20 protein-coding genes are annotated in these 20,264 nt (G+C 34.7%); 10 read left to right on the top strand and 10 right to left on the bottom strand.

Annotation, left to right across the window (positions count from 1 at the left end; translation table 11 throughout):
* Window positions 1-5: 5 nt before the first annotated feature.
* From A9G43_RS03005 to syd, 6 genes are all read right to left on the bottom strand, one after another.
* Window positions 6-677, bottom strand: a complete 672-nt coding sequence (locus A9G43_RS03005) for an amino acid ABC transporter permease (protein ID WP_065606506.1) — start codon at window positions 675-677, stop codon at window positions 6-8.
* The gene (locus A9G43_RS03000; protein ID WP_065606504.1) at window positions 674-1,456 is read right to left on the bottom strand and encodes an amino acid ABC transporter substrate-binding protein; all 783 of its coding nucleotides are present in this window, start codon (window positions 1,454-1,456) and stop codon (window positions 674-676) included. The genes A9G43_RS03005 and A9G43_RS03000 overlap by 4 nt, the downstream gene beginning before the upstream one ends.
* Window positions 1,413-1,976, bottom strand: coding sequence for a GNAT family N-acetyltransferase (locus A9G43_RS02995; RefSeq protein WP_081298002.1), 564 nt, complete (start codon window positions 1,974-1,976; stop codon window positions 1,413-1,415). The genes A9G43_RS03000 and A9G43_RS02995 overlap by 44 nt, the downstream gene beginning before the upstream one ends.
* On the bottom strand, window positions 1,973-3,334 hold the full coding sequence (gene purB, locus A9G43_RS02990) for an adenylosuccinate lyase (protein WP_065606502.1): 1,362 nt from the start codon (window positions 3,332-3,334) through the stop codon (window positions 1,973-1,975). The genes A9G43_RS02995 and purB overlap by 4 nt, the downstream gene beginning before the upstream one ends.
* 291 nt (window positions 3,335-3,625) lie before the next feature.
* On the bottom strand, window positions 3,626-4,801 hold the full coding sequence (locus A9G43_RS02985; RefSeq protein ID WP_065606500.1) for an amino acid aminotransferase: 1,176 nt from the start codon (window positions 4,799-4,801) through the stop codon (window positions 3,626-3,628).
* A 119-nt stretch (window positions 4,802-4,920) separates the two neighbouring features.
* Window positions 4,921-5,454, bottom strand: coding sequence for a SecY-interacting protein (syd, locus tag A9G43_RS02980; RefSeq protein WP_065606498.1), 534 nt, complete (start codon window positions 5,452-5,454; stop codon window positions 4,921-4,923).
* A gap of 742 nt (window positions 5,455-6,196) precedes the next feature.
* Between syd and rne the strand changes: the two genes are divergently transcribed.
* The 6 genes from rne (at window position 6,197) to metA (ending at window position 13,731) form a co-directional block, all read left to right on the top strand.
* Complete coding sequence (rne, locus tag A9G43_RS02975) at window positions 6,197-8,899, top strand: ribonuclease E (RefSeq protein ID WP_065606496.1); 2,703 nt, start codon at window positions 6,197-6,199, stop codon at window positions 8,897-8,899.
* Window positions 8,900-8,972: 73 nt separating this feature from the next.
* A complete protein-coding gene (locus A9G43_RS02970) occupies window positions 8,973-9,908 on the top strand; it encodes an ABC transporter permease subunit (protein ID WP_065606494.1) in 936 nt (311 codons plus the stop codon).
* Window positions 9,901-10,761, top strand: coding sequence for an ABC transporter permease subunit (locus A9G43_RS02965; protein ID WP_065606492.1), 861 nt, complete (start codon window positions 9,901-9,903; stop codon window positions 10,759-10,761). The genes A9G43_RS02970 and A9G43_RS02965 overlap by 8 nt, the downstream gene beginning before the upstream one ends.
* 2 nt (window positions 10,762-10,763) lie before the next feature.
* On the top strand, window positions 10,764-11,753 hold the full coding sequence (locus tag A9G43_RS02960; RefSeq protein WP_065589644.1) for a peptide ABC transporter ATP-binding protein: 990 nt from the start codon (window positions 10,764-10,766) through the stop codon (window positions 11,751-11,753).
* A gap of 22 nt (window positions 11,754-11,775) precedes the next feature.
* A complete protein-coding gene (locus A9G43_RS02955) occupies window positions 11,776-12,588 on the top strand; it encodes a peptide ABC transporter ATP-binding protein (RefSeq protein ID WP_065606490.1) in 813 nt (270 codons plus the stop codon).
* Window positions 12,589-12,798: 210 nt separating this feature from the next.
* The gene (gene metA / locus A9G43_RS02950) at window positions 12,799-13,731 is read left to right on the top strand and encodes a homoserine O-acetyltransferase MetA (RefSeq protein WP_065606488.1); all 933 of its coding nucleotides are present in this window, start codon (window positions 12,799-12,801) and stop codon (window positions 13,729-13,731) included.
* A 155-nt stretch (window positions 13,732-13,886) separates the two neighbouring features.
* On the opposite strand, the gene dtd is transcribed toward metA, so the two are convergent.
* The 4 genes from dtd to rpsT all read right to left on the bottom strand — a co-directional run bounded on the left by dtd (window position 13,887) and on the right by rpsT (window position 16,198).
* On the bottom strand, window positions 13,887-14,321 hold the full coding sequence (dtd, locus tag A9G43_RS02945) for a D-aminoacyl-tRNA deacylase (protein ID WP_065606486.1): 435 nt from the start codon (window positions 14,319-14,321) through the stop codon (window positions 13,887-13,889).
* Window positions 14,322-14,328: 7 nt separating this feature from the next.
* A complete protein-coding gene (locus tag A9G43_RS02940; RefSeq protein ID WP_065606484.1) occupies window positions 14,329-15,171 on the bottom strand; it encodes a virulence factor BrkB family protein in 843 nt (280 codons plus the stop codon).
* Between the two features lie 15 nt (window positions 15,172-15,186).
* Window positions 15,187-15,735, bottom strand: a complete 549-nt coding sequence (locus A9G43_RS02935) for an SPOR domain-containing protein (RefSeq protein ID WP_176701687.1) — start codon at window positions 15,733-15,735, stop codon at window positions 15,187-15,189.
* 199 nt (window positions 15,736-15,934) lie between these two features.
* Complete coding sequence (gene rpsT / locus A9G43_RS02930; RefSeq protein ID WP_025316521.1) at window positions 15,935-16,198, bottom strand: 30S ribosomal protein S20; 264 nt, start codon at window positions 16,196-16,198, stop codon at window positions 15,935-15,937.
* A gap of 224 nt (window positions 16,199-16,422) precedes the next feature.
* Between rpsT and pgk the strand changes: the two genes are divergently transcribed.
* The 4 genes from pgk (at window position 16,423) to rplA (ending at window position 20,061) form a co-directional block, all read left to right on the top strand.
* Window positions 16,423-17,586, top strand: a complete 1,164-nt coding sequence (gene pgk / locus A9G43_RS02925) for a phosphoglycerate kinase (protein WP_065606480.1) — start codon at window positions 16,423-16,425, stop codon at window positions 17,584-17,586.
* A gap of 73 nt (window positions 17,587-17,659) precedes the next feature.
* On the top strand, window positions 17,660-18,739 hold the full coding sequence (gene fbaA / locus A9G43_RS02920; protein WP_034910416.1) for a class II fructose-bisphosphate aldolase: 1,080 nt from the start codon (window positions 17,660-17,662) through the stop codon (window positions 18,737-18,739).
* Window positions 18,740-18,927: 188 nt separating this feature from the next.
* Window positions 18,928-19,356 carry a 50S ribosomal protein L11 gene (gene rplK / locus A9G43_RS02915; protein WP_034884321.1) on the top strand — a complete coding sequence of 143 codons (429 nt, stop codon included), beginning with the start codon at window positions 18,928-18,930 and terminating at the stop codon, window positions 19,354-19,356.
* 3 nt (window positions 19,357-19,359) lie between these two features.
* Window positions 19,360-20,061 (top strand): 50S ribosomal protein L1, encoded by a 702-nt coding sequence (gene rplA / locus A9G43_RS02910; protein WP_034910418.1) that lies wholly within the window; start codon window positions 19,360-19,362, stop codon window positions 20,059-20,061.
* Window positions 20,062-20,264: the final 203 nt, after the last annotated feature.

Below are 20,264 nucleotides of genomic sequence, written 5' to 3'. Positions count from 1 at the left end.
ACTCCTTAACGATGATAAGGTATACTGAGCTTTTGCTCTAATTGTTTTTGTATCCAAGAATAGACAACAACAGTTAGCCAGTAAACAATACCTACAGCTAGATAGGTTTCGAAGTAGAGGAATGAGTTAGCAGTTAACATTTTCCCCGATGCTAATAGTTCTTGCACGCCAACAAAAAAGGCAACAGATGAATCTTTAAGTAATGAAATGAACATATTACCGGCGTTTGGTAGAGCATTGACCATAGCTTGTGGTAGTATAATACCCCGATAAACTTGTATTTTACTTAAACCAACGGTTATTCCTGCCTCTTTCTGACCCTGATCAACGGACTTTAAACTTGCTCGGAAAATTTCAGCTAAATAGGACGAATATTTTAAACTGAAGCAGATAATGGCTGCTGTTGTAGCGCCCATTTGTTTTAAAATAGGAAAAATTTGTGGTAATCCGTAATAAATAATAAACAGTAAAACAACAGAAGGTATTCCTCGAAACAGTGAAATAAACAGTGCAAAAAACGAATCGATAATGATTATTTTATTGCTACGTAATAGTGCAATCGCAAGTCCAAATATAATGGCAAACATAATCGATATGATGGTAATAAAAAGTGTAACTGGCAGATAAGGTAATATCTGCGGAAACACACTTAAAAAATAGTTTACATTAAAATTCATAGGGTAATATCTTCACCAAAATATTTAATTGCAAGGTTTTTCAATGTGCCATTGGTGCGTAACTTTTCGATGGCTTGATTGAATTTTTCACGTAGTGCTTGACCTTTTTCATCTTTACTAAATGGAAAAGCAACTTGCTCAATAGTAATTGGCTCACCTACTAATTTAAACGGTAGGTTTTTACGCTTAATTTCAGCCAGTAATATTGGCTTAGAATTGACATAACCATCAACTCGTCGATACTCCGTGTCATACATTGCACCATCTCGTGTTTCATAGGTTTTGATTGTTATTTCGTTGTTAGGAAAGGCTTTTTTTAGATTGTTTATATGATTTGAGCCTAGCACACCAGCAATGGTTTTACCTTTAAAATCAGATAATTGCTTGATATCGTTGTTATCTTTGTGGGTAACAACTTGGCTACCGTAAAGGCTATAGGTATTGGAAAAATCATATTTGGCTTGACGAGCAACTGTAACCGCAACTGCATTGGCAATAGTATCTAAACGCCCTGAATCAAATTGCCCCATCAAGCCACCAAATTCAGCAATGATCCATTCGACTTTATAGCCTAATTCGTTAGCAATTGCTTCAGTAACTTCAACATCAAATCCGACTAAATTGCCATCTTGTTTATAACCGTTTGGATAGCTTTGTCCTGTGGAGCCCACTTTAATGACATTTTGCTCTGTTACTTGGTGATTGGATTTATTATCACAACCAATTAAGGCTAGGCTAGTTAATAAAAGAGCGGACAGTAACTTGCTTATTTTTTTCATTGTTTATTACTCCTTTTTTCCATTCGGTATAGTTTTTATGATTTAAGATTTTTTCAAAATAAAGCGTGGTATGATCGAGTGTTAAATTAGCTTCCCCTATTTTTTTATAGCCTCTATTAATATAAGTTTGGGCAAGCCATGGATGATTTGCAGCAGTGCCTAACGTGACAGCAGGTAATTTTAGTTGGTTAATTAGAATTTGCTGTTCAACAAAATTCCATAATGTATTACCATAACCTTTGCCTTTATATTGTGGCGCTGTTGCAAACCAACCTAAATGTGGTAACCCATAAGGTCCAGGGTTATTGCCCCACGGAAAGCGAATACTTAAGGTTGATAGTAGATCACCTTCTTTTTCTAATAGATACACGGCATTCGAATTAATATGGTCAGCAATTTGTGATTGCGTGACTGTTGCTGCGGCAAAATGGATGCCTAATTGAGTGGTAGTTTGATAAGCACTATGCAATAGCGCCTGATAAGCCGGAATGTCTTTATGAGTGATTAAGCGAAAGCTCATGCTAATACTCCACACTGTTCAGCATATTGAATAACTTGTGCTACTTTTTCCGGTGCAGAGCCAATATAGCTAATTGGATCTAACCAAGCATCAAGTTCGGATTCGGTGAATTCTTTATTTAAACGTGGTTCTTCTAATAATATATCTTTAAATGGTCGATTTTGTTCAAATGCTTTCATGGCGCTTTGGTAAACTAAATTATGTGCAGTTTGTTTACCTAATCGTTTGCCGATTTCAAACATCACTTTTTCAGATAGTAGTAAACCATTTTGTAGTGATAAATTGGTCAACATTTTGTCAGCATTGACTTTAAGTCCTTTAAGTACTGCAAGTGCTGTGTGTAATTGCGCTGAAATATAGAGATTAATTTCTGGTAGTGCGATCCATTCGGCTCGCCAACTCATGGCATCGCGCTCATGTTCAACTTTCATTGATTCGTGAATTAACGCGACGCTTTTTAAAAGTGGAGCTGTCAAACTGGCTAAACCTTCTAATGCCGCTGGGTTGCGTTTATGTGGCATGGTAGTTGAGCCTATTTTTCCTTCCGAGAACGGTTCTTCAACTTCGTTAATTTCGGTACGCATTAAGTTGTAAAATTCATTGCCTATTTTACCTAATGTGCCACTAATTAGCGCAATGACTGATGCATATTCAGAAAAACGGTCACGAGCTGCTTGCCAACCGATATTAGGGATATTAAGTCCCAGTATTGTTAAAGCACGAGTTTCAATTTGTGGTCCTAACTTGCCCATTGAGGCATAAGTACAAATTGCACCACTAATATTACCGACTAATACTCGTTGTTTGATTTCACTTAAACGTTGTAAGTGCCGAATAAATTCATCTAACCATACGGCAAGTTTAAAACCAAAGGTTGTGGGGAGTGCCTGCATGCCATGGGTTCGTCCAACCATGGGTAAATACTGATACTTTTTGGCTAAACGTTTTAGTTCTAGTGCCACTAGTTTGCTATCACGTTCAATTACAGTAAAAGCTTGTTTTAATTGTAAAACAGTTGCAGTATCGACGATATCTTGTGTGGTTGCGCCGTAATGAATATATTGACCTGCATCACCGACTTGTTTTTGCAGTGCATTAATTGTTGACATTAATGAATGTTTGGCTTTAGCTGCTTCTTCGGCAATTTGTTCAATTGATAATTTAGAAGCATCGGCTTTGGAAATGATTGAATTGGCTGATTCAATTGGAATAACACCTAACTTACCTTCCGCTTTAGCTAAAGCAACTTCGACATCCACCTGTTTTTGCAAGCGATTTGTCTCTGACCAAATTGCTCTCATTTCATTAGTACCAAAGTTATTGCCCAAAATTAAAAAATCTAAAATATGTGACACCACCAAACTATCCTCAATAATTGTTACTATCCTACTAAATAATTATTAGTAATTATTGGAGTATCGTCTAATAATCTGTTTTTCTATTGATATAATCAAATGGAATAAGATATTAATAAGAGAGGGAGGAGGTGTAAGTAATCATTAGGATACTTTTTGATTAATAAGGATATGTATGCCAAAGCTAAGCATATTTTTTTATAGTAAAAAACATATTAAATTTAAAGGAGGAGTAAATAGAAACACCCTTTAATTGAGCGTTTCTATTGTTATGACTGTTTATTATTAAAATTTCTATAGTACTTCAACAATTGATTCGCAAAGTCTGGACATGTTATCTAATGTCATACCAGCCACGTTGATACGTCCTGAGTTTACGATGTAGATGCCATAATCATTACGTAATTTTAGCACTTGTTCTTCGTTCAAGCCACTGAACGAAAACATGCCATTTTGTTTGGCAATAAAACTAAAATCTTGATTTGCACCTTTGTCTTGTAAGGTTTTTACAAATAGTTGTCGCATGCGGTGAATACGTTGACGCATACTTGTTAATTCATCGATCCACTCTTCTTTTAATTCTTCATTGTTTAATATATAAGAGACGATTTTAGCTCCATGGGCAGGAGGGTTTGAGTAATTAGCTCGAATAATTGTTTTAACTTGACTAAAGGCTCGATCGGCAATTTCAGCATTTGCCGCAATTAATGTAAATGCTCCCACTCGTTCGTTATATAAACCGAAATTTTTAGAGTATGAACTTGCAATAAGTAGTTCTGGATGATTATTGGCAAATAACCGTAACCCATAAACATCTTCTTCTATACCTTGTCCAAAGCCTTGATAAGCTAAATCAAACAGTGGTAACCAACCATTTTCTAAGGCAAGATCCGATATAGCTTGCCATTGTTCTGGAGTTGGATCGATACCCGTTGGGTTATGACAACATCCATGGAATAATACCGCTTCGCCAGCGGCAACTTGATTTAAGCTACTCATCATAGCATCAAAATCAAGAGTGTGCGTTTGTGCACTGTAATAATAGTATTCGCGTACTTCAAGGCCTGCCATTTGGAATACACTACGATGATTTGGCCAAGTTGGATTACTTACCCAAACTCGTTTTATTTTGGTTCGACGAGCTAAAAAGTCTGCCATAATGCGTAAAGCCCCTGTTCCTCCGGGGGATTGTGCAGTTCTTGCTCGTTCATTTTCACTACCAAAAAGCAAAATTTGCGTTGCGATATTGAAAGATTTTAGACCGTCAATAGGGAAATAACTTTTGGTGATTTCGTCATTTAGTAACAAATGCTCTGCTTTTTTTACACTTTCTAAAATAGGGGTTTTTGTCGTATCATCTTTATAAATACCGACGCTTAAGTTAATTTTATTGGTGCGTTCATCTTTATTATAAAGGTCAGCTAGCCCTAAAATGGGATCGGTTGGCGCTGCTGTCAAATTTTCAAACATAATCCACCTATTTAATTGATTATTATTACTGCATTATATACACATTATTTTGTAAGTTACAATTTCAAATAGGTATACGAAAAAATAGATTTTTGTAAACATTTTTAACTTTCTTATAGTTACTGAAAAACTGTAAGTTGATTAAAAAATGAAATCAAATCATTAGTTAATGTCGTTAGTTCTCCTGTAATTAAGTCCTCTTTTACTATTTCGCCCGTTAAATTGTTTAATGAAATTATTTTTGTGCTGTCATCCGTTGTAGCTATAAAAATGGTTGGTGTTCGTTTTAATCTTTTTTGTTGGGATAAATGAGCTATTAAATTTTGTTCTAAAGTTGAAAAGTCATCATCGTTCCATGCTTGAATTAAGGTTAAATGTGTGTCGGTAAATTTAGCCGTCATATTGCCTGCATATTGTGTACCATAAAAAATGTGAGCAGATGGATGTAAAATGATACCAATAACTTGTTCAACAATCGAGAGATCTCTTGGCGGTTCTAATAAGAATGGTTGCCAAAATACCGTGAGATGGTCAGTTTTTAAAATACAAGGCGAGGGGATGGCATGTAGTTCTTCGCTTTGTGGTGCGTATTTGAATTGCTCAATCCAACGAGTAGTAAAATTAAGTAAGGCAATTTTATTGGCAGAGTTCATAAACAGATATATCCTATATTTAAATTATAATGTCATTTTATTGTAATTATACTGATTAGGATTTGTTATGCATAATTACATCGGCGTTTTATTTTTAAGTAATGAAATAATTAGTAAAAAAATTTTATAAAAAAGTTTCCGGTAACTAGGTGTTTTAATATAAAAATTTAAGCAAATTAAATAATTTATTTATCTTGTGGTTAAAGCTAGTTGAATGTAGTCAAAAATGAATTTTTAACTGATTGTAAAATAGTCAGTTTAATTTACTTGCTATCCTTGACTGAAACGTTAATAATAGTGGCGGATAATTTTATCCTTGTAATGCAGCAATGGCGTTAGACATTACAGTTTGTAAAAATAAAATAGCGTAAGTAGAATCATTATAATTAGATAATATGTTTATTTTAAACAATTGCATAAAGATTTAGTTTATTTGCTAAAGCCGGTAAGACACAAAGGTTTGCAAATTATCTACATTAATAGTGTCGATAAATTATATAATTAGGTTTTTTTAAAGTATTTAGTGCTTTTAATTTAGCATTTTGCTTAATGTATTATATTAATGTTGTGTAAGCGGTGTCAGGTTCACATAAAATAATAACAAAAATAACAGAAATAAAATAATGAATGCTGTATACCAATATTTAGTTAAGTACCATTATTCATCATTGTTAAAATAATCACTTATCAATAATAAGATTCTACCTAACTGTTAATTAAGATTAATCAAGAGTGTAGAATAATGAAAAGAATGCTAATCAATGCAACCCAGCAAGAAGAGCTGCGAGTTGCGCTTGTTGATGGTCAACGATTGTATGATTTAGATATCGAAAGCCTTGGGCATGAACAAAAGAAAGCGAATATTTATAAAGGTAAAATCACTAAAATTAATCCAAGTTTAGAAGCCGCTTTTGTTTCGTATGGTGGTGAGCGTGATGGTTTCTTACCTTTAAAAGAGATTGCTGAAAGCTATTTCCCATCTAATATTTCTGGTCGTCGTAGTATTAAACATCTACAGGAAGGTCAAGAAGTCCTTATCCAAATTGAAAAAGAGATTCGTGGCAAAAAAGGTGCGGCTTTAACTACCTATATTAGTTTAGCTGGTAGCTATTTGGTATTGATGCCTAATGATCCTCGTGCTGGTGGTGTTTCACGCCGTATAGAAGGTGAGGAAAGAGCAGATCTTAAACGTATTATTGATGCAATTGAAAAGCCAAAAGGTATGGGCGTTATAGCTAGAACGGCGGGCGTTGGTAAAAGCCAAGAGGAGTTGCAACAAGATTTAGATGCATTAGTTAACTATTGGACAGCAATTCAAAACGAAGCAAAAAAACATCCTGCACCAAGTTTGATTCATAAAGAAAGTGATATCATTACTCGCGCGTTTCGTGATTATTTGCGTGATGATGTTGGTGATATTTTAATTGATAATTCTAAAGTACTTGAGATTGCTAAAAAACGTTTAGCTGATTTGGGACGTGTTGAGTATATCAGTCGCTTAAAGCTTTATGAGGGTGATGTGCCATTATTTAATCATTTCCAAATTGAGGGGCAGATTGAGTCGGCATTTCAGCGAGAAGTTCGCTTACCTTCTGGTGGTTCAATTGTTATTGATGCCACAGAAGCGCTTACAGCAATCGATATTAACTCGGCTAAATCCATTCGTGGTAGTGATATTGAAGAAACAGCATTTAATACTAACCTTGAAGCAGCCGAAGAAATAGCTCGTCAACTACGTTTACGCGATTTAGGTGGTTTGATTGTTATCGATTTTATTGATATGACACCGGTCCGCAATCAGCGAGAGGTAGAAAATCGCTTAAAAGAAGCGATGAAAACCGATCGTGCACGAATTCAAACTACGCGAATTTCACGCTTTGGTCTACTTGAAATGTCGCGCCAACGTTTAAGCCCATCATTACGTGAAGCAACGCATCATATTTGTCCTCGTTGTCAAGGTACAGGTACAGTTCGGGACAATAATTCATTGTCTTTATCTATTCTTCGATTGATTCAAGAAGAAGCAATGAAAGATAATACAGTACAAATCGATGTCATTGTTCCTGTGCCAATAGCAAGCTATTTACTCAACGAAAAACGTCGTGCTATCACAAATATTGAAAGCATGCATCCTGATGTCAAAATTGTGATTGCTGGCGATGAAGAGATGGAAACCCCATTGTATAAGGTGATTCGTAAGCGTAGAGGAGAAGAAACAGATGTGCTGAGCTATAATCTTCCAAAATTGATTCGTGAACTTGAGGAAGAGGAAGAAGAGCAACAAGCTGTTGAAGTTATTGTTGAACAAGCTGTATTATCAGGTCCTAAAGTTGAAGCATGTGCAACACCAAAAGAAAAGGTAGAGTTAAAAACTAAAAAATCAGATGGTCTGTTTAGTGGGTTATTTGGTAAATTACGTAAACTGTTTGTTACTGAAAAAGTAGAACCTCAGCCAGAAGTTAAAACAAGATCGACCAAAAGACGGGATAATCAACGTTCAAACAATCGACGTCAACGTAATAACCGAAATAACAATGCAGCTAATAATGGTAATGTTGTTGCCGTAGGCAATACTAATGAGGTTAAAGAATCAAGTCGAAATAATAATCGCAGAGCTAAACAAAATAGTAATTCAAATACTAATTTAGTAACCCCCGAAAATAATCTTAAGGCAGATAGGGTTGTCGATGAAGAGGTACAACCAAAACTGCGTGAAGCTAAGCCAAGGCGTCAACAACGAACATTAACTAAAAGTGTTCGTGTGAAAAATAGTAATGCCATGGCTATGGTGCAAACTGAACTAGAACGAGTTGTTATTCCTTCTTTATTATTACCTATTATTGTTTCAGAATCAGCTGAGGACAATATTGTATCAGAAATTCAACCGAAACGTCAGCGTCGTACTTCAAGACATTTACGAATGAATGGCCAACGTAATAAACGTCGTGTTCGTAATGTAGAACTAAAACAGTCTCCAATGCCATTACCGTTTGCCGCAGCATCATTGGAATTAGCTTTAGGTCGCGTTGTTGTTGATTACAGTCAAATAACTAATGAAGAGCAAAATAATGTGGTACCTGTCATTCCATCGCTTTTACTTCCTGTTATTGTTAAAAATGAGGAAGATGTAAATAGTACTGATACTGCTAATGTTGATGAGGTATCAAAAGCTCCGTTATTTGTAAGTGCTCAAGAGGATTTTAACGTTAGTGAGCAAAATGGTAATTATATTGATCTGGTAAGCAATGATTTACACTCAATAGGTTATTCTTCTTCAGCGATGACTAAAGCTCCTGCACCAGAATATGTGACTTCTGATGTCGGAATAAAATCGCGTGAAGAATTGGACTATCATTTTGAAGGTAAAGGTAATGCTGGTGGTTTAAGTGCTCAGGATCATGCTTATGCTGCAGCAAGTAAACCAGTAATACCGGACAATCAATAAAAATAGATTAAAACACGGTAGTGTGTTTATGTCGCCGTGTTTTAATTAATTATAATAGCGATAAAGATAAACAATGATTATCTATATTTTCAAAAAAATAGTAACGTTTTTGTTTATTATCTGCGTATTAGCTCAGATCAGTTTTTGTTTAGTTTATTTTAGCCCTCACTCAACATTTAATATTAATAATTTAAGCTTTTTGGATGCCTACAGTGCTTTTTTTAAACAGTTACCGCAAGGTCAATTCAGATTGTTAACTGGAGAAGCAGTACCGTTTTTCCATATATTATTGGCTACATTTGAACTGTGTATTCTCGCTTTATTCGTTGCTTTACTGATTGGATTGCCATTGGGAATTTTTCTTGGACTTAGTAATATTCATTGGTTAAATAATATTATCCGTTTAGGATCTTTATCATTGTATTCTTGCCCTATAGTTATGGTTGTTATTATCGTTATGTATTGGTTATCGCCAACTTGGTTGATATCGATAAATTTTGATGTATCGCCATCAATAGCTGGAACTTCGTTATTGGATCTTTTGATTTCATCAAAAATAGGTAAATGGCATATGATATTGGGTCAACTTCACTATTTGTTTTTGCCAATCATTATTTTAGCTATTCAACCAAGCATTATGACTATTCAACTTGTTAGCCAGAATGTAAGAAATATATCACGACAGAATTTTATTAAAATGGCAATTATTCGTGAGCGCTCGCCGTTCAAAATTTTACGCCGCCATTTATTACCTAATTCCATTCCCGCGACTATTCCACAGCTGACTTATAATACGACAACACTACTTTTTTCAACTATGGTAATTGAAATTTTATTTAATCGAGTAGGATTAGGGCAATGGGTGATGCTTGCTTATCATCATCATAATTATTTTGTTATTTCTATTGCCATTTTAGCCTGTGGCACTGTCATCAGTTTGTTAACGTTATTGGGCGAAATTTCAGCGGTAGTTATTTATCCTTTACGTCATAAGGAACATTATGTCTAGGCAAGCAAGATTGCTTAAAAATGTTAATTTAAGCTTTAATCGGTTGCATAGCAATCTTTACTTAATTGTTGGCTTTTATGGCATATTAGCGATCTCATTTGTGGCATTATCAACCAAATGGTTCTTTCATGCTCATTTAAACCCTATTTACCCAACTTCATTACCACCTGCTTGGTGGTCTAATGGTGATATTAATCATATATTAGGTACAAATGCTAAAGGACAAGATATTTTTGGTTATTTGTTAATTGGTTATCGTTCAACCATGTCAATGACATTAAAGGCGGTTTTTTATGTGGCTGTCATTGGTGGGCTAATTAATTACTTAATGTTTTTTATATCATTTATGCGCCCTTTTATATTATTTGTTTTTAAATTTTTTATGGTAGTACCACCGTTACTTGGTGTGATTGTGATTAGCTTATTATTAGAAGATGACATTACTAATATTTTATTGATAATAGGGTTATCTTATACGCCACGCTTTATTTATAATATTCATCAGCGTGCTATCAATGAATGGAATAAAACGTATATTACGGCCTATAGGCTTGATGGTTTATCTTCCTTGGCAATTTTTAATCATTATATTTTACCTAATATTTTACCTATTTATTTGACTGAAATTGTTTCGCTATTTGGTTCGATTATTTTAGCTATTACTACCATAACTTTTTTAGGTTTTGCAAATGATATTTCTCGACCAGATTTAGGTATGATGATGTTTCAAATGAAAGATATCATTGCAACTAATTATTTAGCCTTTTTATCTCCGGGAATTGCAGTTTCTGCTACAATTATTTTGGTTTATTTATTCAATTTTGGATTATATGGCCGTCGAGCAGGAACTTAATTATGGCATTATTAGATATTCGTAATTTAACCATTGAGTTTATTACACCAGATGGTCTTTTGCGCGCAATTGATCGCGTAAATTTAAAGTTGTCAGAAGGTGAAATTCGAGGTTTAGTTGGTGAGTCAGGATCAGGAAAAAGCCTTATCGCTAAAGCTATTTTAGGTGTGACTAATCATAATTGGAAGATTTCAGCTGATCGATTTTATTTTAATGACATTGATTTACTTAAACTCACTCCTAGACAGCGCCGAAAAGTCATTAGTGCCAATATATCGATGATATTCCAAGAACCACAATCTTGCTTAGATCCTTCCATGAAAGTAGGACAACAATTAATTAGTGCAATTCCAAGAAGGACATTTAAGGGGCATTGGTGGCAAAGGTTATTTTGGCGTAAACATCGAGCGATTGAGTTATTGCATCGGGTAGGAATTAAGAATCATAAGGAGATATTAAAATCTTATCCGTTTGAATTGACTGAAGGTGAATGTCAAAAAGTCATGATTGCAATTGCGTTAGCTAATCAGCCTAAGCTACTTATTGCTGATGAGCCGACAAATGCGATGGAAGCAACTACTGAAGCACAAATTTTTAGGTTGCTAGCTAGTATGAATCAAAATGTGGGTACCACTATCTTATTTATTAGTCATGATCTGCAAATGGTTACCAGATGGACTGATCGTATCAATGTTTTATATTGTGGACAGACAGTTGAAGTCGCTGATAGTAAAGATTTAATTAAATCGCCTTATCATCCTTATACTCAGGCGCTAATTTATGCAATTCCTGATTTTGGTAAAGCTATGCCGCATAAAAGTCCTTTAAATACTTTGCCTGGAGTGATTCCATCATTAGAACACCTACCAATAGGTTGTCGATTAGGGCCTCGTTGTCCATATGCCCAGAAAAAATGTATTTTGGCTCCAGAATTGATACCGATAAAAGATCATTTCGTAGCCTGTCATTTTCCGTTAAATACAGATGAGTAGCCATAAATAATAGGAATATACGATGAATCCAATATTAAGAGTGCGTAACTTATCTAAGCAATTTAAAATTCCTAAAGGTTTTCTGGGGCATTTATACATTAATGCAGTGAAGCCATTATCGTTTTCTCTTAATGAAGGTAAAACGCTTGCAATTATCGGAAAAAATGGCTCTGGCAAATCGACACTCGCAAAAATGTTAGTTGGTATGATAAAGCCTGATAGTGGAGATATCTGGATTGACGGTAATAAAGTTCAATACGGCGATTATAGCTATCGTTGTCAACTAATTCGTATGATATTTCAGCATGTAGAAAGTTCATTTGATCCAAGATTACGTATTGGGCAATTGCTTGAAATCCCATTAAAGTATAATGTTAATTATGATGCTCATGAACGCGAAAAGTTAATTAGAGATGTATTGAAGCAAGTTGGATTGTTACCTGAACATGCCTCTTATTATCCTTCGGTGATGGCTGCGGGGCAAAAACAGCGAGTGGCATTAGCTCGAGCATTGATTTTAAAACCCAAAGTGATAATTTTAGATGAAGCATTAGCTGCACTTGATATTTCGATGCGTTCACAAATTGTTAATTTAATGCTGATGTTACAAGCTGAACAAAATATCTCTTATGTATATGTAACTCAAGATATTGGGATGATGAAACATATCAGCGATGAAATTTTAGTTATGCATAATGGCGAATTGGTTGAATATGGTAATACTGCTGAAGTATTAGCTTCACCGCTGAGTGATATTACCCAAAAATTAATCAATAGCTATTTTGGTGAAGCGCTTACCGCAGATACTTGGCGTACCGATACTCGTACTTTTTAATCAACAATTCTATTCGAGTTATTTTGATTTTTGCATGAAGCAATACACATTTCTTTAGAATGTTCGTCAATTTGTAATTTGATTATTCTGATGATTTTGTTAAATAAAAAATCTCGACAAATAAATTAAAAGATACTATATTTAGCTATATGGATTTCTAGACGTCTATTTGATGTTTAAAAATAACTTATCGATTTAGGAGTTTTTATTATGCCTATTTGTATTCCTGACTCATTACCTGCGGTTGATGTATTACGTAATGAGAATGTATTTGTTATGACGTCATCGCGTGCTAATACCCAAGAAATTCGACCTCTTAAGCTTCTTTTTTTAAATTTAATGCCTAAAAAAATCGAAACAGAAAACCAATTTTTGCGCTTACTTTCTAATTCATCTTTACAAGTTGATATTCAATTATTACGTATTGATCAGCGAGAGTCTAAAAATACGCCAATTGAACATTTAAATAGTTTTTATTGTGATTTTGATGATATTTGTGAGCAAAATTTTGATGGGTTAATTATAACAGGTGCCCCACTAGGGAAAGTGGCTTTTTCCGATGTTGTGTATTGGTCTAAGTTAGCCGAAATTATTACTTGGGCAAAGGATCATGTTACTTCAACTATGTTTGTTTGTTGGGGTGTTCAAGCTGCTTTGAATGTCTTATATGATTTACCAAAATTTACTCGCACGCAAAAGTTATCGGGTGTTTTTCAGCATCATATTGTGCAATCTAATGCGATTTTAACACGCGGTTTTGATGATACCTTTTGGGCTCCCCATTCTCGTTATGCTGATTTTCCAATTGATAAAATAAAAACATATACCGATTTATCTATTTTAGCTGAGTCTGATATTACCGGTCCTTATTTAATGGCTACAGCTGATAAGCGAATGGTGTTTGTAACAGGTCATCCTGAATATGATTCTTCAACGTTGGCAAATGAATATTATCGAGACTTAAATGCAGGTATTAATCCTGATATGCCATATAATTATTTTCCTGATAATAATCCTCATTTAACACCAAAAGCCACATGGCGTAGCCACGCTTACCTATTATTTAGTAATTGGCTCAACTATTATGTTTACCAGTTAACTCCATTTGATTTAACTACTCGAAATTTAACAATTGATGACTAATAAAGGTTAGCCGCATCTTATAATCAAATTTTGTTAGGTTGTTGCTAGATTTATTTAACAATAACCTATTTAAATTGGATCTTACAATGCCAAATATTAAATAATAATTGGTAAAACTTGCGGAATATTATCTGAATGTAATTTTAGTTATATAACTAGACTTGCAACCAGAATGTTACAGGACCATCATTAATCAATGATACTTGCATGTCGGCTGCAAATTGGCCAGTTTGAGTTGTTATTTTTTGTTGGCATTGTTCTACAAAAAACTGGTAAAGCCTATTTGCTTCATCGGGGTTAGCGCCTTTTGTAAAGCTTGGTCGCATTCCTTTTTTAGTGTCTGCAGCTAGGGTAAATTGAGAAACAACTAATACTTCGCCATTAGCTTGGTTAACATTTAAATTCATTTTTCCTTCATTATCGCTGAAAATACGATAACCTAAAACTTTGTCACATAAACGAATTGCTTTTTGTTCGTCATCATCTTGCTCAACTCCGAGGAAAATCAGTAAACCCTGATTAATCTGTCCAATGATATTATTGTCTACTGTAACACTAGCTTGTTTTACTCGTTGGATTAAGGTGATCATAATTTAATTACTCTGGTAAAGAATGGTTGTTAACTATATGTTTTTTTTGTCGGTTATAGTCAGTTAAGGTTGCTGCAAATTCGGCCCCAAACAAGACAATGCACCAAGAAAAATAGATCCAAACTAACATAATGGGGATTGATGATACTACTCCGTAAATGAGTTGATATGTTGGAAACGAAGTAACATATAGAGCAAATGCGCGTTTACCTATTTCAAATAAAACTGCAGCGACAAACGCTCCAACCATCGATTCTTTTAAAGGTACAGATTCGGTCGGGATAATGCTATAAAGTAGCCAAAATCCAACCACAGAAATAAAAAATGGTAAACAATTAAGTAGTATATTGCCAGCTGTTGCTGTAGATAGCCATTTCAATGAAAAGATATAAGAGCTAACTGCTATACTAGAACCAATTAAAATTGGACCTAAGGTTAGTATCGTCCAATACATAGTTAAATTGTACATAAAGGAACGTTTGTGTTTAGTTTGCCAAATATGATTAAGCGCTGCATTAATTGAGTTGATAAGTAACAGTGATGTAACAATCAGACCAATTACACCAATAAAAGTCATTTTTTTTGTATTGGAGATGAATTGTTCTAAATAATTTTGGATGATGTCGCTCGCTGTAGGAACAAGATTCTTATAGATTAGTTGTTTCAATAAATGGCTAACTTCATTAAATATAGGAAAAGCTGAGAGTAGAGAAAAAATAACGGTAATAAGTGGAACTAGTGCTAGAATGGTAGTATAAGCAAGTCCCGCAGAATAAGTTGTTAGTTGGTCGTGATTAACACGATGCCATAACATTTTTATAAAGATCTGTATTTGCGTCGTTGATTTCATTGGCTTATTTATATTCTAGTTAGAAATAACACAACCATTAATTCCATTAATATTTAATAAATTTAATGCGTTATCTGCTTCCTTTTTACTGGTATATGGTCCAGCTGTAACTCGATATAATTGACCTGAAGAAATATTGCCACTAACACCAGTCATTGCAAGCTTAGCTTTTAGTTTATCAGCATTAAATTTATCTTTAAATGCACCACATTGTAATAGCCATTTGTTTGTAATAGCTTGTGTTGGCTGTGATTGTGATGTTACATTTGATGTTTGGTTTTTCGTTGTTGCTTCTTTTTGAGAAGGCGTTACAGTGCGTGCATTATTGACAAAGCTATTTAAGATTTGCTCTCTTTCACTAGCAATTGAACTTGACGCGGAACCATAATTAGCATTAGGGGTTTCTAATTCCTTAAGGTATGTCCAACGCTCTTGAGGTTGTTCAGGTAAAGTTATTGAAGGAGGTTGAGTTTTTGCTTTTGGCGGTTCAGCGGTTTTTTTAGGTGTATTATTTGCAACAAAATAGAGAATAGCAGAAAATAAAATAATAATTATAATAGCCAAAAATATCATAAAATTAGGCTTGTTTTGTGACTTATTTTTTTTTGATTGGCTCTTTTTCCTGACATAATCACGCTGAACCACAATAAACTCTCTTTTTTAATAATATTGTATAAAATAAAACTAGTATATAAATAAAAAAAGTGGCTTACACCACTTTTTTTCGTATTTCTTTAACTATGTTAGTTAAAAAATTAATGTATTAAGCCAATGCTTTAATTTGTTTGATTAAATTTGCTTTATGACGTGCAGCTTTATTTTTGTGAATTAAGCCACGAGCCGCTTGACGGTCAACAACTGCTTGCATGTCTTTGAATGCCACTTCAGCTGTTTGTTTATCACCAGCTGCAACAGCTGCGTAAACTTTCTTGATATAAGTACGCATCATTGAACGGTTACTAGCATTATGTTTACGGCGTTTTTCGGATTGAACCGCGCGTTTCTTAGCTGATTTGATATTAGCCAAAGTCAACTCCCAAGTTTAGATAAAAATTATATATTAATAAGGTGGCAGAATATGCCTTAATTTCTTTCCATTGTCAATGGCGCCGCATAAAAAAATATGATTGGTAGTTTTTGTATTTATTATTGATGTTTACTATTTGAACAGTATTGCCTATAACTTAGAAAGAATTTTTATGTTAGAATAACAAAAGTTTTATTTTTTTATATTTTACAAGGGGAAGTATCATGTCTATTATTAGAATGCAAGATCTTGATCTAAAAGGAAAAAGATTATTTATTCGCTCAGATCTTAATGTGCCTGTTAAAAATGGTAAGGTAACTTCCGATGCGCGTATTAAAGCATCATTACCTACTATTGAAGAAGCCATTAAAAAGGGAGCTAAAGTTATGGTTACCTCTCATATTGGTCGTCCAAAAGAAGGTGAGTATAACCCAGAGTTCTCTTTACAACCCGTTGTTGATTATTTAAAAGAACATGTGTCATTCCCTGTTCGTTTAGTAAAAGATTACCTCAATGGTGTAGATGTAAAAGAAGGCGAGTTAGTTGTACTTGAAAACGTTCGTTTCAATGTAGGCGAAGGTAAAGATGATGAAACTTTGTCTAAAAAATACGCTGCTCTTTGTGATATTTATGTAATGGATGCATTTGGTACAGCTCACCGAGCTCAAGCTTCGACTCATGGTGCTGGTAAATTTGCTCCAGTGGCTTGTGCTGGTCCATTGTTAGCAGCTGAACTTGATGCGTTAGGTAAAGCATTAGATAATCCAGAAAGGCCAATGGTTGCTATCGTTGCTGGTTCTAAAGTATCAACAAAATTAACCGTACTTGATTCTTTATCAAAAATTGCTGACCAAATTATTGTCGGTGGCGGTATTGCTAATACTTTTATTGCCGCTGAAGGTTATAATGTAGGTAAGTCTCTTTATGAAGCAGACTTAATTTCAGAAGCTAAAAAATTAATGGCTAACTGTGAAATCCCAGTTCCCACTGATGTTCGTGTTGCAACAGAATTTAGTGAAACAGCAACAGCGACTGAAAAATCAGTTAAAGATGTTAAAGAAAATGAACAAATTCTTGATTTAGGTGATAAATCAGCAGAAGTATTAGCAAGTATTATTAAAAATGCTAAAACCATTTTATGGAATGGTCCAGTGGGTGTTTTTGAATTTCCTAATTTCCGCCGTGGTACTGAAATTGTAGCAAAAGCAATTGCCGATAGCGAGGGTTTTTCAATTGCTGGTGGTGGAGATACATTAGCTGCAATAGATCTATTTGGTATTGAAGATAAAATCTCTTATATTTCAACTGGTGGTGGGGCTTTTCTTGAGTTTGTTGAAGGTAAAAAACTCCCCGCTGTTGCGATGCTAGAAGCTAGAGCAAAGGCCTAGTATTTGAGTTCAGTAAAAGGATGAGATAATTACTAATCCTTTAATTTTTATAAATAAATTTATAGGTAATAAAATGGTTACTAAGATTTCTGATGTTGTTAAACCTGGTGTTGTCACTGGTGATGATGTTCAAAAAGTATTTCAAATCGCTCGCGAAAATAACTTTGCATTACCTGCGGTTAACTGTGTTGACACAAATACTATCAATGCCGTTATTGAAACAGCCGCAAAAGTAGGTTCTCCTGTTATTGTTCAGTTTTCTAACGGTGGAGCTCAATTTATTGCTGGTAAAGGCCTAAAATTAGAAGGTCAAGAATGTGCTGTGTTGGGTGCTATTTCTGGCGCAAAACATGTTCATCTTATGGCTGAAAAATATGGAGTCCCTGTTATTGTTCATACTGATCACTGCGCTAAAAAATTACTTCCATGGGTTGATGGCTTACTGGATGCAGGTGAAACTCATTTTGCTAAAACAGGTAAACCATTATTTTCATCTCATATGATTGATCTTTCAGAAGAGTCATTAAAAGATAATATTGATATTTGTTGTCAATATCTTGCTCGTATGTCAGCAATGAAAATGACTTTAGAGTTAGAGCTAGGATGTACTGGTGGTGAAGAAGATGGTGTTGATAATAGTCATATGGATAGCTCAGCACTTTATACTCAACCAGAAGATGTAGCTTATGCTTATGAGCGTTTAAGTGCTATCAGTCCTCGTTTTACTATTGCAGCTTCATTTGGTAATGTGCATGGAGTTTATAAACCAGGTAATGTTAAATTAACGCCAAAAATTTTAGATAACTCACAAAAATATGTATCTGAAAAATATAATCTACCAGCTAAATCATTAAACTTTGTCTTCCATGGCGGATCAGGTTCTACGCCAGAAGAAATTGCTGAAGCAGTTAGTTATGGTGTAATTAAAATGAACATTGATACAGATACTCAATGGGCTAACTGGTCTGGTATTTTAGATTACTACAAAGCAAATGAAGCTTACTTACAAGGGCAATTGGGTAATCCTGAAGGGGTTGATGCCCCAAATAAAAAATACTACGATCCTCGCGTATGGCTACGTAAAGGCCAAGATTCTTTAGTCGCTCGTTTAGAACTTGCATTTAAAGAGCTTAATGCAGTTGATGTTCTTTAATTCTTATACTGTTTAAGTTTAAAGCAAGGTAAATATCTTGCTTTTGAATTATCCTATAACTTAAATAAATCTTGCATTTTTATTTAAGTTATAGGATAATTCTGCCCTCATTTAACTTAGGGGAGCTGTCTATTTATTAGTAATTATTATTAATAGAGGCGTTTGCACCCGAGCAAAGGAAACTAAAAATGGCAAAAAAAGTACAAGCTTACATCAAGTTGCAAGTTGCAGCTGGTGCAGCAAATCCTAGCCCACCAGTTGGTCCAGCACTTGGTCAACATGGTGTGAATATTATGGAATTCTGTAAAGCATTTAATGCAAAAACAGAAAGCATGGAAAAAGGATTACCAATTCCTGTAGTAATTACAGTCTATTCTGACCGTTCATTTACATTCGTAACTAAAACACCTCCAGCAGCTGTTTTGTTAAAGAAAGCGGCTAAAATAAAATCTGGTTCAGGTGAACCTAATAAGAAAAAAGTAGGTAAAGTAACGAGTGCACAAATTCGCGAAATCGCTGAATTGAAAGCTGCAGATATGAATGGTGCGACCATTGAAACGATGATGCGTTCTATTGAAGGAACAGCTCGTTCAATGGGCTTGGAAGTGGAGGGTTAATTCATGGCTAAATTATCTAAGAAGGCTAAACTTATCCGCGAAAAAGTAAATGCAACTAAACAATATGAAATCAATGAAGCAATTACTTTATTAAAAGAATTAGCTACAGCTAAATTTACAGAAAGTGTTGATGTTGCTGTGAATTTAGGTATTGATTCACGTAAATCAGATCAAAATGTTCGTGGTGCAATCGTTCTTCCTCATGGTACTGGACGTAGTGTGCGTGTTGCTGTCTTTACTCAAGGTGCAAATGCAGAAGCGGCAAAAGAAGCAGGTGCTGAATTAGTAGGTATGGACGATCTTGCTGATCAAATCAAAAAAGGCGAAATGGATTTTGATGTTGTAATTGCATCACCAGACGCTATGCGCGTTGTTGGTCAATTAGGCCAAATTTTAGGCCCACGTGGTTTAATGCCAAACCCTAAAGTTGGAACTGTAACTCCTAACGTTGCAGAAGCTGTAAAAAATGCTAAAGCTGGTCAGATCCGTTACCGTAATGATAAGAATGGTATTATCCATACTACTATTGGTAAAGCTGATTTTGATGCAGATAAGCTTAAAGAAAATTTAGAAGCATTACTTGTTGCGTTAAAACGTGCAAAACCAGCCTCTTCTAAGGGTGTATTTATTAAGAAAGTTAGCCTTTCTACTACAATGGGTGCTGGTGTTGCTATTGATCAAGCAACATTAAATGCAACTGTTTAATTAATTTTATAATTAAATAGCGAAATCGGTTGGTGTCTGGCCTTAACCAGACCCCGTCCAAGACCGTAGGTGTGGTTGATGTTTGACTACTTAATTTTCCTACGTAGACGGTGACAGAACCTGATAAGATATAATAGAAGGATTCTGCTCATCGTGGTTGTGCTAGTTACATTTGTAGCTAGCTTGAATAAGTCTAGGCTTTT

The sequence above is a fragment of the Gilliamella sp. Occ3-1 genome, assembly GCF_001690655.1.
In the GTDB taxonomy this organism is placed as follows: domain Bacteria; phylum Pseudomonadota; class Gammaproteobacteria; order Enterobacterales; family Orbaceae; genus Gilliamella; species Gilliamella apicola_P.
The sequence above is the reverse complement of the archived record's forward strand: the minus strand, read 5'-3'. Positions and strand labels throughout refer to the sequence as shown.

Bases quoted from the DNA above. Each gene is read 5' to 3' on its own strand.
- A9G43_RS03005 (WP_065606506.1), bottom strand. From the start codon at position 677: ATGAATTTTAATGTAAACTATTTTTTAAGTGTGTTTCCGCAGATATTA.
- rne (WP_065606496.1), top strand. From the start codon at position 6,197: ATGAAAAGAATGCTAATCAATGCAACCCAGCAAGAAGAGCTGCGAGTT.
- A9G43_RS02940 (WP_065606484.1), bottom strand. From the start codon at position 15,171: ATGAAATCAACGACGCAAATACAGATCTTTATAAAAATGTTATGGCAT.
- fbaA (WP_034910416.1), top strand. From the start codon at position 17,660: ATGGTTACTAAGATTTCTGATGTTGTTAAACCTGGTGTTGTCACTGGT.
- rplA (WP_034910418.1), top strand. From the start codon at position 19,360: ATGGCTAAATTATCTAAGAAGGCTAAACTTATCCGCGAAAAAGTAAAT.
- metA (WP_065606488.1), top strand. From the start codon at position 12,799: ATGCCTATTTGTATTCCTGACTCATTACCTGCGGTTGATGTATTACGT.
- A9G43_RS02955 (WP_065606490.1), top strand. From the start codon at position 11,776: ATGAATCCAATATTAAGAGTGCGTAACTTATCTAAGCAATTTAAAATT.
- A9G43_RS02965 (WP_065606492.1), top strand. From the start codon at position 9,901: ATGTCTAGGCAAGCAAGATTGCTTAAAAATGTTAATTTAAGCTTTAAT.
- syd (WP_065606498.1), bottom strand. From the start codon at position 5,454: ATGAACTCTGCCAATAAAATTGCCTTACTTAATTTTACTACTCGTTGG.
- pgk (WP_065606480.1), top strand. From the start codon at position 16,423: ATGTCTATTATTAGAATGCAAGATCTTGATCTAAAAGGAAAAAGATTA.
- rplK (WP_034884321.1), top strand. From the start codon at position 18,928: ATGGCAAAAAAAGTACAAGCTTACATCAAGTTGCAAGTTGCAGCTGGT.
- A9G43_RS02995 (WP_081298002.1), bottom strand. From the start codon at position 1,976: ATGAGCTTTCGCTTAATCACTCATAAAGACATTCCGGCTTATCAGGCG.
- A9G43_RS03000 (WP_065606504.1), bottom strand. From the start codon at position 1,456: ATGAAAAAAATAAGCAAGTTACTGTCCGCTCTTTTATTAACTAGCCTA.
- A9G43_RS02985 (WP_065606500.1), bottom strand. From the start codon at position 4,801: ATGTTTGAAAATTTGACAGCAGCGCCAACCGATCCCATTTTAGGGCTA.
- A9G43_RS02970 (WP_065606494.1), top strand. From the start codon at position 8,973: ATGATTATCTATATTTTCAAAAAAATAGTAACGTTTTTGTTTATTATC.
- dtd (WP_065606486.1), bottom strand. From the start codon at position 14,321: ATGATCACCTTAATCCAACGAGTAAAACAAGCTAGTGTTACAGTAGAC.
- A9G43_RS02960 (WP_065589644.1), top strand. From the start codon at position 10,764: ATGGCATTATTAGATATTCGTAATTTAACCATTGAGTTTATTACACCA.